This window comes from Actinoplanes lutulentus, assembly GCF_003259845.1.
GTDB classification, from domain to species: Bacteria; Actinomycetota; Actinomycetes; order Mycobacteriales; family Micromonosporaceae; genus Actinoplanes; species Actinoplanes lutulentus.
This window is the reverse complement of the sequence record NZ_QLMJ01000005.1, coordinates 447,876-462,313: the sequence shown is the minus strand read 5'-3', so window position 1 is coordinate 462,313 and position 14,438 is coordinate 447,876. Positions and strand designations below refer to the sequence as shown.

The 14,438-nt window shown below is 69.6% G+C and carries 19 protein-coding genes; 8 read left to right on the top strand and 11 right to left on the bottom strand.

Going from position 1 to position 14,438, the window contains the following annotated elements; translation table 11 throughout:
• Positions 1-86: 86 nt before the first annotated feature.
• From B0I29_RS14890 to B0I29_RS14875, 4 genes are all read left to right on the top strand, one after another.
• A complete protein-coding gene (locus B0I29_RS14890; protein ID WP_245972529.1) occupies positions 87-1,100 on the top strand; it encodes a class I SAM-dependent methyltransferase in 1,014 nt (337 codons plus the stop codon).
• A gap of 56 nt (positions 1,101-1,156) precedes the next feature.
• Positions 1,157-1,660 (top strand): hypothetical protein, encoded by a 504-nt coding sequence (locus B0I29_RS14885; RefSeq protein ID WP_111649535.1) that lies wholly within the window; start codon positions 1,157-1,159, stop codon positions 1,658-1,660.
• 63 nt (positions 1,661-1,723) lie between these two features.
• On the top strand, positions 1,724-2,560 hold the full coding sequence (locus B0I29_RS14880) for an AraC family transcriptional regulator (protein WP_111649534.1): 837 nt from the start codon (positions 1,724-1,726) through the stop codon (positions 2,558-2,560).
• Entirely contained in the window at positions 2,553-2,948 is a 396-nt protein-coding gene (locus B0I29_RS14875; protein ID WP_311733542.1) for a VOC family protein, read from the top strand. Before B0I29_RS14880 ends, B0I29_RS14875 begins: the two co-directional genes overlap by 8 nt.
• Here the strand turns inward: B0I29_RS14875 and B0I29_RS14870 are convergent.
• The 7 genes from B0I29_RS14870 to B0I29_RS14840 form a co-directional block, all read right to left on the bottom strand.
• On the bottom strand, positions 2,931-3,536 hold the full coding sequence (locus tag B0I29_RS14870) for a LytR C-terminal domain-containing protein (protein ID WP_111649532.1): 606 nt from the start codon (positions 3,534-3,536) through the stop codon (positions 2,931-2,933). The genes B0I29_RS14875 and B0I29_RS14870 overlap by 18 nt on opposite strands.
• The gene (locus tag B0I29_RS14865) at positions 3,526-4,035 is read right to left on the bottom strand and encodes a sigma-70 family RNA polymerase sigma factor (protein WP_111649531.1); all 510 of its coding nucleotides are present in this window, start codon (positions 4,033-4,035) and stop codon (positions 3,526-3,528) included. The genes B0I29_RS14870 and B0I29_RS14865 overlap by 11 nt, the downstream gene beginning before the upstream one ends.
• A 36-nt stretch (positions 4,036-4,071) precedes the next feature.
• Positions 4,072-4,698, bottom strand: coding sequence for a response regulator (locus B0I29_RS14860; protein WP_111649530.1), 627 nt, complete (start codon positions 4,696-4,698; stop codon positions 4,072-4,074).
• Positions 4,695-5,957, bottom strand: a complete 1,263-nt coding sequence (locus tag B0I29_RS14855; protein WP_111649529.1) for a sensor histidine kinase — start codon at positions 5,955-5,957, stop codon at positions 4,695-4,697. The genes B0I29_RS14860 and B0I29_RS14855 overlap by 4 nt, the downstream gene beginning before the upstream one ends.
• Positions 5,958-5,963: 6 nt before the next feature.
• Complete coding sequence (locus tag B0I29_RS14850) at positions 5,964-6,704, bottom strand: ABC transporter permease (protein WP_111649528.1); 741 nt, start codon at positions 6,702-6,704, stop codon at positions 5,964-5,966.
• Positions 6,701-7,615, bottom strand: a complete 915-nt coding sequence (locus tag B0I29_RS14845) for an ABC transporter ATP-binding protein (protein ID WP_111649527.1) — start codon at positions 7,613-7,615, stop codon at positions 6,701-6,703. Before B0I29_RS14845 ends, B0I29_RS14850 begins: the two co-directional genes overlap by 4 nt.
• Before the next feature lie 82 nt (positions 7,616-7,697).
• The gene (locus tag B0I29_RS14840) at positions 7,698-8,894 is read right to left on the bottom strand and encodes a glycosyltransferase (protein WP_111649646.1); all 1,197 of its coding nucleotides are present in this window, start codon (positions 8,892-8,894) and stop codon (positions 7,698-7,700) included.
• Positions 8,895-9,067: 173 nt separating this feature from the next.
• Between B0I29_RS14840 and B0I29_RS14835 the strand changes: the two genes are divergently transcribed.
• Positions 9,068-9,499 (top strand): SRPBCC family protein, encoded by a 432-nt coding sequence (locus B0I29_RS14835; RefSeq protein ID WP_311733541.1) that lies wholly within the window; start codon positions 9,068-9,070, stop codon positions 9,497-9,499.
• On the opposite strand, the gene B0I29_RS14830 is transcribed toward B0I29_RS14835, so the two are convergent.
• Together B0I29_RS14830 and B0I29_RS14825 are read right to left on the bottom strand one after the other, a co-directional pair.
• Positions 9,500-10,378: a helix-turn-helix domain-containing protein gene (locus tag B0I29_RS14830; protein WP_146616791.1), complete on the bottom strand. Its 879-nt coding sequence runs from the start codon at positions 10,376-10,378 to the stop codon at positions 9,500-9,502.
• Between the two features lie 42 nt (positions 10,379-10,420).
• The gene (locus B0I29_RS14825; protein WP_111649524.1) at positions 10,421-10,630 is read right to left on the bottom strand and encodes a hypothetical protein; all 210 of its coding nucleotides are present in this window, start codon (positions 10,628-10,630) and stop codon (positions 10,421-10,423) included.
• A gap of 351 nt (positions 10,631-10,981) precedes the next feature.
• Here B0I29_RS14825 and B0I29_RS14820 point away from each other — a divergent pair, with 351 nt between their 5' ends.
• Positions 10,982-11,170 carry a hypothetical protein gene (locus B0I29_RS14820; protein ID WP_111649523.1) on the top strand — a complete coding sequence of 63 codons (189 nt, stop codon included), beginning with the start codon at positions 10,982-10,984 and terminating at the stop codon, positions 11,168-11,170.
• Between the two features lie 6 nt (positions 11,171-11,176).
• Here the strand turns inward: B0I29_RS14820 and B0I29_RS14815 are convergent, their stop codons facing one another.
• Positions 11,177-12,766: a phytoene desaturase family protein gene (locus B0I29_RS14815; RefSeq protein ID WP_111649522.1), complete on the bottom strand. Its 1,590-nt coding sequence runs from the start codon at positions 12,764-12,766 to the stop codon at positions 11,177-11,179.
• A 97-nt stretch (positions 12,767-12,863) separates the two neighbouring features.
• Here B0I29_RS14815 and B0I29_RS14810 point away from each other — a divergent pair, with 97 nt between their 5' ends.
• A complete protein-coding gene (locus B0I29_RS14810) occupies positions 12,864-13,328 on the top strand; it encodes an SRPBCC family protein (RefSeq protein WP_111649521.1) in 465 nt (154 codons plus the stop codon).
• A 46-nt stretch (positions 13,329-13,374) separates the two neighbouring features.
• On the opposite strand, the gene B0I29_RS14805 is transcribed toward B0I29_RS14810, so the two are convergent.
• Positions 13,375-14,127, bottom strand: coding sequence for a hypothetical protein (locus B0I29_RS14805; RefSeq protein WP_245972528.1), 753 nt, complete (start codon positions 14,125-14,127; stop codon positions 13,375-13,377).
• A gap of 100 nt (positions 14,128-14,227) precedes the next feature.
• Between B0I29_RS14805 and B0I29_RS14800 the strand changes: the two genes are divergently transcribed.
• A complete protein-coding gene (locus tag B0I29_RS14800; protein WP_111649519.1) occupies positions 14,228-14,437 on the top strand; it encodes a hypothetical protein in 210 nt (69 codons plus the stop codon).
• The last annotated feature ends 1 nt before the right edge of the window (position 14,438 follow it).

Genomic DNA, 14,438 nt, shown 5'->3' with positions numbered 1-14,438 from the left:
CTTCTCCGACCTAGGTAGTTCACACCGATTCCGGCACGAGCCGACACCCGTAGAACGGATTCATGACAGTTGACGAGCAAAAACTCATGCAATTCGTTCACCGTTTCGTGGGCGACCTCGGCGCCACGATGGCCGCCGGAGGCATCGTCATCGGCGACCGGCTGGGCCTTTACAAGGCCCTCGCCGGATCACCGGCGAAGCCGGAGGAACTCGCCGAGAAGACCGGCACGGCACCCCGGTACGTCGAGGAGTGGCTGCGCGGTCAGGCCGCCGGTGGTTACGTCGAGTTCGACCCGGCGACCGGCACGTACTCGCTCACCGAGGAGCAGGCTTTCGCGCTGACCAATCCGGACGGCCCGATCTTCGCTCCCGGCGCGTTCCAGCTGGCCCTGGGCTCGTTACGAGCCTCGCAGAGGGTCGAGTCGGCGTTCCGGACCGGTGAGGGCATCGGCTGGCACGAGCACGACGACGACGTGTTCGCCGGGTGCGAGCGGTTCTTCCGGCCCGGGTACAGCGCGCATCTGGTCGCCGAGTGGATCCCGGCTCTGGACGGCGTCGAGGAGAAACTGCGCCGGGGCGCCCGGGTCGCCGACGTGGGCTGCGGGCACGGCGCTTCCACGGCCCTGATGGCGCAGGCGTTCCCGTCGTCCGACTTCACCGGCTCCGACCTGCACGCCGGCTCGATCGACCAGGCACGCAAGCGGACCGCCGGAGTCCGCTTCGAGGTGGCCGGGGCACAGACCTTCGGCGGCGGGCCGTACGACCTGGTGACCACGTTCGACGCGCTGCACGACATGGGCGACCCGCTGGGCGCGGCACGGCACGTGCTCTCTCAGCTGACACCGGACGGCACCTGGCTGATCGTGGAGCCGGCGGCCGGTTCGACGGTCGGCGACAACCTGAATCCGGTCGGGCGGGTGTACTACTCGTTCTCCGCGTTCCTGTGCGTACCCAGCGCGCTTTCCCAGGAGGGTGGTTACTCGCTGGGCGCCCAGGCCGGCGAGGAGCCGATCCGCCGGCTGGTCACCGACGCCGGCTTCACCCGCTTCCGCCGGGCCGCCGAAACACCCTTCAACATCGCCTACGAAGCTCGTCCATGAATTGATCACTGTGTGAGCGGGTAGATAATGCTGTCGACCAAGGGAAAGGACCTCGCGTGACGGACGTACCGCTCTACGCCAAGCTGGGATTCACCGACGCCGAGTGGGGGCTGATCGCCGGCCTGCCGCAGTCGGTGCTCACCGCGGCGAGCGCCGCCACCCACGACAGCGCCCGCAAGACCCGTGCCGAGGTGGCTGCCGGTCTCGACCGCATCTCGGACGCCCGCGCGTCGGCCAGTCAGCTGGTCTCCGCCGCCGCGTCCGCCGCTGTGGGCGAGGCCGGTGACCCGGAGCTGGGTGAGGAACCGCCGGTCATCGAGCCGAGTGACCCGGCCGGTTACGCCGCTGATGTGCTGGGCCGGGCCGCCGAGGTCGCGACGCTGCTCTCGATCAAGGCGTCGGCCGCTGACGCGGAGACCTACAAGCACTGGCTCGTCGAGATCGCCGACGAGGTGGTGGGCGCCGCCTCGACGGGTGGTGTGCTGGGCATCGGCGGCGACACGGTCACCGAGAACGAGCGCACCTTCCGCGACGATCTGGCCAAGATCCTCGCCGGCTGAACACCCGCTCGCCTGGCCGCGATCCTGTCAGGATCGCGGCCAGGCAGGTGAGACCATCGAAGAATGACGGTCGACGAATATGCGCAGGCCCGCCCGGCCGCGCCGCTGCGGCCGTTCATCGGGTTCTACTCCGGTTACCGGCAGCGCGGTCTGCCGCCGGGACGGCATCGGGGGCTCCCTTCGCCGTACCTCACCCTGATCTTCACGATCGATGATCCTCTCGTCGTGGCCGCGCATCCGGATCCGCGCCAGGCGCCCGGCCGGTTCGACGCGCTGCTCGGCGGCCTGCATCTGACGCCCGCGCTGATCACCCACGACGGCCGGCAGTCCGGCGTGCAGGTCGCGCTCTCGCCGGACGGGTGCCGCGCGCTGCTCGGTCTGCCCGCCGCCGAACTCGCGAACCTCGACGTGGACGCCGCGGCCGTTCTCGGCGAGAGGTTCGTCGGCGAGATCCGGGAGCGTCTGGTGGCGGCTCCGGACTGGCCGGCCCGCTTCGCGGTCCTCGACACCATGCTGGGCTCGCTCGCCCGGGACGCTTCCGGCTTCCATCCCATCGGGTACGCGTACCGCAGGCTGCTGCGCCACGACGTGCCGATCGCCGAGCTGGCCGGTGAGGTGGGCTGGAGCGGGCGGCACCTGACCGGCCGGTTCCACGCCGAGCTGGGAGTGCGCCCGAAACAGGCGGCCCGGATCGCCCGTTTCGACCGGGCCCGCAGGTCGCTGCGGCCGGGGGTGCTGCTGGCCGACGTGGCGGCCACGCACGGGTACGCCGACCAGTCCCACCTGGTCCGGGACTTCCAGGCGTTCGCCGGGTGCTCGCCGACGACATGGCTGGCCGACGAGTTCGGTTTCGTCCAAGCCATGCCGCTGTCACCGGGCGACGATGGGTCTCATGACTGACACGATGGTGTGGCCGACCCTGCAGGCGAACGACGCCCGGGCGCTGATCCGGTTCCTGATCGACGCCTTCGGCTTCCAGGAGAACGTCGTCCACGGCGACGGCGACCAGGTGGACCACGCCCAGCTGGACTGGCCGCTGGGCGGCGGGATCATGCTGGGTTCCGGCAAACCCGGCTCGGTGTGGTCGCTGAAACCGGGGACGTTCGGCGCCTACGTGGTGACCGACGACGTCGACAAGCTGCACGAACGGGCCGCGGCGGCCGGAGCGGAGATCCTCAAGCCGCCGTTCGACACCGATTACGGGTCACGGGACTTCACCGCCCGCGACCCGGAGGGCAACCTGTGGAGCTTCGGAACGTACCGCGGCGAATCAGCACGGGTGGGGTAACCCGTCCGGGCCGATCGCGGCAAGGGCCTGGTTGACCTCGGTCGGCGTGGCCACCTGCTGGAAGGCCGGTCCGAGCATCAGCTCGACGGTGTCGTCGCCCTGCCCCGGCACGAACACCGTCTCGGCCTGCCCGATCAGATAGGCCTGGACCAGGACGGCCTTGCCGACCCCGGCCGGGCCGTACCGGATCACCGCGACCGTGTCGTTGGGCAGCGGGTTGATCGCGGTCTGCCCGCTCGCGACGAATCCCCGGGTCCGGAAGTCCCCGGCCACCTCCTCGGCCCGGGTGTCGCCGACGACCCGGATCGTGACGTCGCCGGGCGCGCTCGGAAGGGTGAGGTCGACCGGGACAGCGCAGATCGTGACCGGCAACGCGTTGCCGGGGGTGTCCACCTCCGGCGGCTGCCGGGTCACCAGGGCACCGGCCGCCACCACGGCGACCAGCGACAACGCCGCTCCGGCGGCCGCCGTCCGGCGGCGCAGCGCGCGGCGGCGGCCCTGTGCCCGGACGTCCGCGGCCGGGGCGAGCAGCACACCGTTCACGTCGTCCTCCAGCTCACCGAGCACCTCACGGATGTCACGCGACATCACTCACCTCCACGTCGCTGAGCAGCAGGGCGAGGGCGGCACGGGCCCTCGACAGCCGGGCTTTCACGGTGCCGGCCGGTACACCCGCGCTGGCCGAGATCTCCTGGACCGACATGTCGAGGAGGTAGTGCATGGCGATGGTCTGCCGCTGTGCCTCCGGCAGCCGCTGGAGCGCGGCGACCACGGCCACCCGTTCCGGTGACGGTCCGGCCGCGGCGTCGCCGGGTGGGCCGAGCCGGATGTGCGCGGCGAGCCGGCGGCGCAGGCCACGCCAGCGGTTCGCGGCCAGGTTCCAGGCCACCTTGCGGACCCACTGCTCCGGGCTGTCATATCCGGAGACCTTCGGCCACTGTTGCCAGGCTCGGGCGTACGCCTCCTGGGTGATGTCCTGGGCATCGCCGAGATCACCGCAGACGGCGTACACGTGTAAGAGCACCCGGCGCGCGGTGCCCGTATAGAACGCGTCGAAATCCGCGCTCTCCCCGTCAGGTCTTCGCATACTTGGATACACACCGATGCAGGTGGGGCGGTTGCATCAGTTTTTCCCGAGCAGGCCACGTTCGAACGCGGTGGCGACGGCGGACGCTCGGTCGCGGACACCCAGTTTCGCGTACGCATGAAGAAGGTGTGTCTTGACGGTGGCCTCGCTGATGAAGAGCCGTCCGGCCGTCTCCCGGTTCGTGCAGCCCTGCGCGATCAGCGTCAGCACCTCCAGTTCGCGCTGGCTCAGCGGCTCTTTCGCCGGTGACCGCAGCTCGCCCATGAGCCTGCCGGCGACCGCCGGGGAGAGCACCGACTCACCCCGGTGTGCCGCGACGACGGCCCGGAACAGGTCCTCACGCGGGGTGTCCTTCAGCAGGTAACCGGTGGCCCCGGCCTTGATCGCCGGAAGCACGTCACCGTCGGTGTCGTACGTGGTCAGCACCAGCACCCGGGCCGCCGAACCGGCCGCTTTCAGCTCGCGGATCGTGGTCACGCCGTCCATCACCGGCATCCGCAGGTCGAGCAGCACGACGTCCGGGGTGACCGCGGCGGCGACCGCCAGCGCCTCCCGGCCGTTGCCGGCCTCACCGAGCACCGTGAACCGATCGTCGGCGGCGAACATGCCGCGCAGCCCGTCCCGGACCACGGGGTGATCGTCGACGATCAGCAGGCGGATCATGCGGCCACCCCGATGGTGATCGCCGGGACGCAGACCGAGAGCGCGGTCCCGCCGCCCGGCTCGGACTCGACCTCGAGGCTGCCGGCGATGCGGGTCAGCCGTTCACGCATGGCGTGCAGGCCGTACCCGCCCTCCTCGCTCGCCTCGCGCGGCTGCTCCGGGTCGAAGCCGGAACCGTCGTCCCGGACGTCCAGGGTCACCACGTCCTCCATGTAGGAGAGGGTGAGGCCGACCCGGCCGGCGCTCGCGTGCTTGGCGACGTTCGCCAGCCCTTCCTGGGCGGTACGCAACAGCGTGGCCTCGATCTCCGGGAGCAGCCGGCGGGGAACGCCGGTGGTGGTCAGGTTCGCGTTCACCCCGGCGCGCTGCGACCAGGTCTGCACGACCTCGCCGAGCGCGTCCGGGAGGTCGGTGCCGTCGAGTTGCTGCGGGCGCAGGGCCTGCACCGAGCGGCGTGCCTCGGCGAGGCTCTCCCGGGCCAGCCGCTTCGCGGCGGTGAGGTGGTGGTCCCGGCCGGCGGCGCCGGCCTCGGCCGCCTCCAGCTGGGTGACGATGCCGGTCAGGCCCTGTGCCAGCACGTCGTGGATCTCACCGGCCATCCGCTGCCGCTCGTCCAGCACACCGGCTTCCCGGGCCTGGACGAGCAGCTGGGCGTGCAGTCCGGCGTTCTCTTTCAGCGCCGTCTCGAGTTTCCGGTTCGCCTCGGCCAGCTCCACGATCACCTGCGCCCGGCGGATGGAGTTCTTCTCGGTCTTGATCTCCACGTAGAACATCACGCCGGCGATCAGCACGTTGAGGGCGATCGCGAAGCCCCAGAAGATGTACCCACCCTCGGCGGAGAGGGTGGGCACGCCACCGACCTGGGAGAGCGCCGCGATCGACGCCACCGGGAGGACACCGAACAGCCGCCAGAAACCATCGAGCGCCAGCCCGATGAACAGGTACCCGGTCCAGGTGAAGAAGCCGAAGAGCGGATGCATCCAGACCATGAGAGCGTAGAAGCCGATCATCCCGGTCAGGAAGATCAGCATCGGCCCGCGGCGCTTCTCCCACTGTGGATGGCCGGTGATCCAGAAGGCGATCCAGGCCGCCGCGGCCGCGGACACCGACAGGATCGCCCAGACCGGTGGCTTGTCGACGAAATTCGGGCCGACGGCCAGCACGAGCGCCGTCGAGATGACAAGCGTCCCGTACGGCAACCAGGTCCGCCACGCCTCACGGGCACGGACCGAGCCCTCCTGCTCCGCCGTCGCCAGCATCCCGCCTCACTCCCACCTGAAGAGCTTCGCCGCCGCCGCACCGAAGATGAGCAGGTACCCCAGGAGCACCGTAACCGACAGCAGGTTCGGCCAGTGTCCGGTCATCGCCTCGTGCATCAGACGTTCGCCGGCGGCCAGCGGGGTGAAGTCGGCGATCCGCTGCACCACGTCCGGCATGACCTCGCGCGGTGCGTAGAGACCGGCCAGGAACATCAGCGGGAAGAAGAGGATCAGGCCGATCGCGTTTGCCGCCTTGCCACTCGGCGCCAGCGCCGCGATCAGCAGGCCCACCGCGAAGACGCCGATGACGGCCAGCAGCACGGCGACCAGGAAGGCGAGCGGCGATTCCGGCAGCGGTACGCCATAAATGATCCCGGACACCAGGAACACCATGATCGAGGAGAGCACCACGGTGATCGCCGAGAAGGTGAGCTGGGCCCCGAGCAGCGCGACCGGGCTGACCGGCGTGGTGGCGAGCCGGCGCAGGATGCCCTTCTCCCGATAGGTGGCCAGCACCGTCGGCATGCCCTGCAAACCGATCATGGCGATGCTCAGCGCGATCACGATGCCGGCGTAGACGTCGACAACGCGCAGGCCGCCCAGCTCGGCGCTCGGCTCCCGGAACGACGGGACCGCACCGAGGATCGTGATCAGGATGACCGGGAAGAGGAACGCGAAGAAGAAGTAGACCGGCTCACGCAGCGCGGTACGGAACTCGGCGACAACAAGCTTCCTGAAGACCTTCATGACGATGACTCCTCGGAGGTGCGGCCGGTGAGGCGGACGAAGGCATCGTCGAGAGTGGCCTGTTCCAGGCGCAGCTCGACCGCGACGATCCCGTTGACGGCGAGCACCGAGGTGACCGCGTGCAGCAGGTTGCCGGTGCCGGTGACCTCGATCCGCTCGCCGTGCCGGGTCAGCCGGCTCACCTCGGGCAGCGCGGTGAGCATCTCGTCGGGGATCGGGGCGGACGGCCGGAACCGGATCGTCTGGTCCGGGCTGGCGGTCTGCTCGACCAGGCCGGCCGGGGTGTCGAGGGCGACCACCTCGCCGTGGTCGATCACCGCGATCCGGTCGCAGAGGCGCTCGGCCTCCTCCATGAAGTGGGTGACCAGCAGCAGCGTGACCCCACGGTCGCGGACCGAGGAGATCAGCTCCCAGGTGTCCCGGCGTGCCTGCGGGTCGAGGCCGGTGGTCAGCTCGTCCAGGATCGCGATCCGCGGATTGCCGATCAGCGCCAGGGCGATCGAGAGGCGCTGCTTCTGCCCGCCGGAGAGCTTGCCGAAATACGCGTTCAGCTTCTCGTCCAGCCCCAGGTCACCGGCCAGCTTGCGCCAGTCGGCCGGGTCCGGATAGAACGCGCTGTAGAGCTCCAGCACCTCCCGGACGGTCAGCTTCTCCTGCAACTCACTCTCTTGCAGTTGCACACCCACTTGGGTACGCAAGGAGCGGTCCCGCGGCTCGCGACCGAGCACCGTGATCGTGCCGGAGTCGGGCGTGCGCAGCCCCGCGATGCACTCCACAGTGGTGGTCTTGCCGGCCCCGTTCGGGCCCAGAATGCCGAAGATCTCGCCGGGTTCGACAGCGAAAGAAACGTCTCGGACAGCGACGGTGTCCCCGTACCGCTTACTGAGGTTCTTGACCTCGATGACTGTCATGCATACATCATCAACTATGGGACTCGGTGTCCGAATCGACCGGCGAGTGAGACCGGTCGTCCACCGATCGGTTGATGCCGGGTTACGCCACCGCTTCCTCGGTGCTGGCCGGCGTCCGGCGCAGGCTGGAGTAGACCGAGCCGACCTGGGACGCGACCCGGCGCCATGAGTACGCCTGACGGGCCCGGTCCAGCGCGGCTGTCGCGTACGTGAACCGGCGCACCTTGTCGTTGATCAGCCGGCGCACCGCACCGCCGAGAGCCCGGGGGTCACGAGCCGGGACCAGGTCACCGGTCAGCCCGTCCACCACGGTGTCGTTCAGCGCGCCCACCGCGGTGCCGATGATCGGCACGCCGCAGGCCATCGCCTCCAGCGCCGACTGGTCCAGCGCGTCCTGGTCCTGCCAGGGCGCGGCCACCAGCAGGTCCGCCGAGCGGTACCACTCCGGCATGTCCCGGTGCGCGACCGAGCCGACCAGACGGAACCGGTCCGCCACCTTGAACTGCTCGGCGAGCGCCCGCAGCACCTTGGCGCCCGGGTCCGACTTCAGCTGCTCCGGCGGCGGGCCACCGACCACCACGACCTCGGCGCCGGGCACGTACCGCATCGCTTCGAGGACGTCACCGAAGCCCTTGCGCTCGACAAGCTTGCCGACCGAGAGGATGCGGGGCCGCTCCGGGTTCCGCTGCATGGCCGGGCCGTCCGGGGTGAAACGGTCACTGTTCACACCGGCCGGGACGATCGAAAGACGCTCCCTCGGTACGCCGATGCGCACGAGTCCGCGTACCTCGTCCTGGCTCTGTGCGACGACCCGGTCCACCGCGCGGCCGAGCGCGCGCTCGTAGCCGGACCGCGACGGGCCTCGCGCGTCCTTCGGCCGATCGTCCAGGCCGGCCAGTTCGTGGAACGACTGCACCACCGGGACGCCGATCTGGCGCGCCGCGGTGACCGCGGCCAGGCCACTGGTCCAGAAATGGGCGTGCACGACGTCCGGCGACCAGTCGCCACTCCACTGCTCACCGAGCAGCCGCGCGAACTCGCCCATGTGCGGCAGCAGAAGATCCTCGGACAGCGGCTGAGCCGGGCCGGCGGCCACGTGCACCACCCGCACACCGCTCGGGGTCATCGCGACCTCAGCGGTCTCCGAATCCGTGCGCCGGGTGTAGACGCGCACGTCGTGGTCGAGCTCGGCAAGCGCGTCGGACAGCTCGGCGACGTGCGCGTGCTGACCGCCCGCACCCAGCGGGCTGGCGTGCTCGGAAATCATCGCGATCCGCACAGTGATCTCCTCCACCGGCTCAGGTTCCGGCTCCGGTCGTTCCGGCACGCCGTAAGCGGGGCGGAAAGAGCGAGCTCGAGTACGCGGACCGGATTGCCCGAGAGCCTCATACGTAAACATCGGCCGATCGTTACAAGGCCCTCCAGCAGGGTAATCCCGAATCCGTGGCAATCGTGGCGCGTACCGTAAAGGCCCCACCCGAACGAGTCTTCGCCGTCCTCGCCGACGGCTGGACGTACAGCGACTGGGTGGTCGGCACCGTACACATCCGGGACGTCGACAAGTCCTGGCCGAACCCCGGCTCGAAACTGCACCACAAGGCAGGGCCCTGGCCGCTGTCCCTGCACGACTCGTCGACGGTGCTCTCCTGCACTCCGGACAAGGCGCTGCGGCTGAAGGCCGGCCTGTGGCCGCTGGGCGAGGCGATCGTCGACATCCGCCTGGAACCGGCCGACGGAGGCGCCTCGACCCGGGTGGTGATCGAGGAGGACTTCGAGGCGGGCCCGCTGCAGTGGGTGAGCAACAAGCTCAACGACCTGCTCCTGCACCGCCGCAACATCGAGACCCTCCGCCGCCTGGCCGACATCGCCGAACGCAGCGACTGATCAGGGCTGGGCCGAGCGGTCGAGGTAGAGCCTCGCGTAGCGGTCCAGGATCGGACCGATCCCGGTGAACGCCACATCGGCGAACTCCTCGAAGACGTCGCGATAGAACTGAACGTCCGACACCACCTGAGATGACAGCGCGGTGTTGAAAAGGTCCATCATCACCCATTTGTCGTCGAGCAGCTCGAAGCCGTTCAACGGCGGCAGGGCCAGGGCCGCGTCGGCGGGAATGATGCCGATCGAGACGTTCGGCCGCTTCGCGATGTCCCGGATCCTCCGCACCTGAGCCACCATGTCCTCGGGGCTGCCGAGCCGGTTGCTGAGCGTCGACTCGGTCATGATGAATCGGAAGCTCTTGTCGGGGATCTTCAGGATGCGCTGGCGTCGCAGCCGTCCGGCGACGGCGTCGGCCAGGTCGGCCTCAGCTGTCTCCGAAGCGCCGTCCGGCTTGCGCGGACGCATCACGGCTTCGGCGTACCCGCTGGTCTGGAGCAGTCCTGGCACCAGTGCGGGCTGAAAGACCCAGATCTCCCGGCAAGCCAGTTCCACCTTGGCGATGTCGGCCTGGCGGCGTGCCAGCCCGCTCTCCCCCGGCCGCCACTGTGTCATCCGGTCCGCATCAGTCCGGCGGACACCGTCACGCGTGACCAGGTCTTCGATCTCCGAAGCGGACATCCGGAGCGCTTCAGCGAGCGTGCGCACGTCTTCCGGCGTCACCGCGGTACGGCCGGTCTCGATCCGGGAGACCTTGGCCTGGGTCAGACCCGTACGCTCGGCCAGCTCGCTGCCGCTGAGTCGCATCGCCTCCCGGCGATCCCGGAGCACGCGGCCGACCGGATGATTCCCAGGAGAGCCGGACTCGGGGTCTTCGTCGGTCAAGTCCGGCCTCCCGCTCTGTCGGTTTCGGTCAGCTCCGTGAACTCAGGACGGCGTCCCGGCACGGAGCGCGTCAGCCAGCAGCTCGATCGGGATCTCGACCAGCTGCTCCCCATCGGGTGTCCGGACGCCGGCTTCAGCGGGGGTGACCGTGTACCCCTGCACCACCAGGGTGCCGCGGTTCGTCGAGTAGACCGTGGGGCATGTGCCGGTGGCGCAGGTGACAGCAAGCGGGGTCAGGACAAGACCTGACATTTCATCATTTGACATGACGCCAGAGTCTCACAGAGATCTTGCAGAAATGCAGCTTCGTCCAGGTGCAACGCACGCACCCGTCCGTGCATGCATGACGCTAGCGGCCCCGCCCCGACATCAACAGCCTTCTTCGCCATGTGGCAATCTGCATCCCGCCTAAATGCCATCTAGCTGGTCATTTAGAAGGCCATCGAGGTTTTGCACCTTCCGCACAGTGCATTGCACTGGATCTCAGATGTCATGCAGTCTTCGATGCAGAGGCGCGCTGCACCGCCTCGTAATTCATCCGGCCGGGTGCCCGTCATACCGCTCCGCCTCCACCGTTCTGTGGTTCAGGGATAGGGGTCCACCATGTCGCCGCACCAGAACCTGCTGTACATCGCCGTCGCCGCCTGCATCCTGCTCGCGCTGCACATGGTCAAACGCATCCTCACGCCGATGGGTGCGCTGTTACGGGTAGCCGGCGCTGTGACCGTCGTCGTACTCGCCCTCGTCACAGCATTCGCGCTCGTGATCGTCTCCCTGGCCGGCAGCCTTTGACCGCGCTCAGCCGTAGACCGCCCGGTTCGCGCCGGTGATCACGGCTCGGTACAGGTCGCCGGTCAGTGCGCGGTCCCTCGCCAGGGCGGCCCGGGCGGCGTTGGCGCCCGGGGCGCCGTGCACCCCGCCGCCGGGATGGGCCGACGCGCTGCCCAGGAACAGGCGGTCGACCGGGGTGTCCGCGCGCCCCAGGCCCGGGATCGGCCGCAGGAACAGCTGCTGGAACGCCGCCGACGTGCCGCCGCCGAGTGCCCCGCCGACCAGGGACGGGTTCTCCCGCTCCAGGTCCGCCGGGGAGAACACGTTCCGGCCCGCCACCTGACTCAGGAAGCCCGGCGCGTGCTGCTCGATCACCTGCTCCATCCGCTGCACGTGCTCGGCGATCTCGTCGGCCTTCCACGACTTGCGGTGCGGCAGGTGGGTGTACGCCCACAGCGACTCGGTTCCCTCCGGGGAGCGGGTCGCGTCGGCAGTGCTCATCTGGCCGAGCAGCAGGAACGGTTTCGGCGGCAGCTCACCGGCCGCGAGCTGGGCCGCGTACTTGGTCAGGTCGTTCAGGTCGGCGCCCAGGTGCACGGTGCCGGCGCCGGCGGCCGCCGGGTTCTTCCACGGCATCTTGGTAGGCACCGCCCAGTCGACCTTGAGGGTCGCGCCGTCCCAGCGGAAGTGGTCGAGGTCCTCGACCATCCGAGGCGGCAGCCAGCGTTCGCCGACCAGGTCGAGGAAGAGCGCCGGGGCAGGCACGTCGGCGATCACGGCGCGCTTGGCGCGCCAGTCACGGCCATCGTGGGTACGCACACCCATGGCCCGCCCGCGAGCCACCAGAACCCGGCTCACCGGCGCGTCGTAGACCACCTCACCACCCCGGGCCTCGAGACGGCGGACCAGCGTTTCGGTGATCTGCTGTGCGCCGCCGATCGGCACCGGCCAGCCGTACTCCTGGCCGAGCATGGTGAGCAGCCAGCCGTAGACCCCGCCGCCGGCCTGCTCCGGGGAGAGGTCCGTGTGCAGGGCACAGCCGGCCAGGGCGAGGGTGGCGCCTTCTCCGTCGAACAACTCGCCGCCGAGGTCGCGTACCGAAAGGACCAGGCGCCGCGCCAAGCGCAAGGCGCCGCTGAGGCGCAACTCACGCAGCAGGCCGGCGCTGTTGCGGACCGGCGGGAACGGGGTGAAGAGGGTGTCCAGCAGGTGCGCTGAGAGCGAGCGCCACTCGTCGTAGGCGGTGCGCCACCGCTCCCCGTCGCCGGGGGCGAACTGCTCCATCGACGCCATCGTGCGTTCGAGATCGCGGTTGACCGTGGCGGCCCGGCCGTCCGGGAGCAGGTGGGTGAAGACGTCGGGGGCGTGCGTCCAGCGCAGCCCCTGCTCGTCGAGGCGCAGCGACTTCATCACCGGTGAGGCGTACCCCAGGGGGTAGAAGGAGCTGAAGAGGTCGGAGAGGTAACCGGGCGCGGTCACGAAACCGGAGCGGACCGCGCCTCCGGGCTGCGGGGTCGCTTCGAGAACCCGCACCGACCAGCCGGCGTCGGCGAGAAGATTCGCCGCCACCAGACCGTTGTGCCCAGCGCCGACAACGATCGCATCCACGGTCTCCACAGCCCGGACGCTACCCGTCGCACGCCCGGCAAAACTTGTTTAGCGCGTCCCGCCCCGGGCACCCAAAGATCACGGGAAGCGATGAAGGGAGCACCACGTGAGCACCGTTACCGAGTTCGTCGACGTCAACGTCCCGGTACGTACCGCCTACAACCAGTGGACTCAGTTCGAGGACTTCCCCCGGTTCATGGAAGGTGTCAGCGAGATCAGCCAGCTCGACGACGTCCGAACCCACTGGAAGACTGAGATCGCCGGCGTGAAGCGCGAATTCGACGCTGAGATCACCGAGCAGCTGCCGGACGAGCGAGTCGCCTGGCACGCCACCGACGGTGAGAAGCAGGCCGGTGTGGTCACCTTCCACCGGATCGACGAGACGCACACCCGGGTCACCGTCCAGATGGACTTCGACCCGCAGGGCTTCGTGGAGATCGCCGGCGACAAGCTCGGCATCGTCGACCGCAAGGTGAAGGGCGACCTCCACCGGTTCAAGGAGTTCATCGAGAGCCGCGGCGGCATCGAGACCGGTGCCTGGCGCGGCCAGGTGGACCGGCCCGGCATCTGATTTTCGATCCTCGGCCTTGATGGGGCCTAGGTCATCTTGGCTCTGGTCATCTTGGGTCTCGGCGGCGCAGTGTCATGTCGCCGAGGCCCGACCTGACCCGGATGGCATAGCGGTCCGCCGCCCGCCGGTACCCCGGCTCGCGCAGCACCGTCCCTGCCGGGGTTCCGTTGTTGGCGGTCCACGGCGTCACCACCGACCCGGCGCCCTGATCGAACCGGATCCGGAACGGCGCCCCGGTCGCCGCCGTGACGATCGCCGCGCCCACCCCGCCGGTGAACGTGACCGGCACCGTACCGACCGGGTCCGGCAGCGAGAGCTCGGCCAGGCCCGACGAGCCGAGGACGACCCGGTTCACCCGGCCCTGCCGCAGGTTCAGCTGCTGCTCCCCCGCGCCGGCCGGCAGCCGGATGTCCCAGCGGACGTCCCGGTTCAGCACGATCCGCAGCTCGTCCAGGCCATCACCGTCGGTGACCCGTAGGCGTACCACGACCCGGCCGCCCCGGCGGAAGACCACCGGCGTCACTCCGGCATCCGGCGCCGTCGTGATCCGGTAGAGCTGACCTGGCAACGGGGCGAAGCGGACGCGTACCCGGCTTGCCGCGTCGCCGACGGTGAGCCAGGCACCGGTCCTGGCCTGCAGGGGGCCGGCCAGCACCCGGGCCGGCCGATCGACGGCGGGCGCGGCCGGCGCGATGGTCTTGGGATCAGGAATTCTCGGAGGGGCTGGTGTCGGCTGACTGATCGTGCAGGATGCCGTCAAAAGGGCTCCGGCCAGCAACGACAGGCTGGGCAGTAGCACGCTGCGACGGCGGCAGTGCGAGGCGGTGGGCACCATCGGACAACGGGGAATCGGCCGAACGGGTGACGGCGAACCGTCCTGATCGAGGCAAACTGTTCGGGTGCGATCTGCCGGATTTCTGTCTGAACGTCAGCGCCGTTTCGCGTGGGTGGGTTTCCTGCTCGCCGCATTCCAGGCGCCCCTGGCCGCAATGGTGATCGACGACGCGTCGTGGTTCTTCGCCGTCGTCGTGGCGATGCTCGTCGCCACCGTGATCATCGCGGACGACGCCCAGCGTCGCCGCCCCGAGTCAGTCGACTACGCGGAGTAAT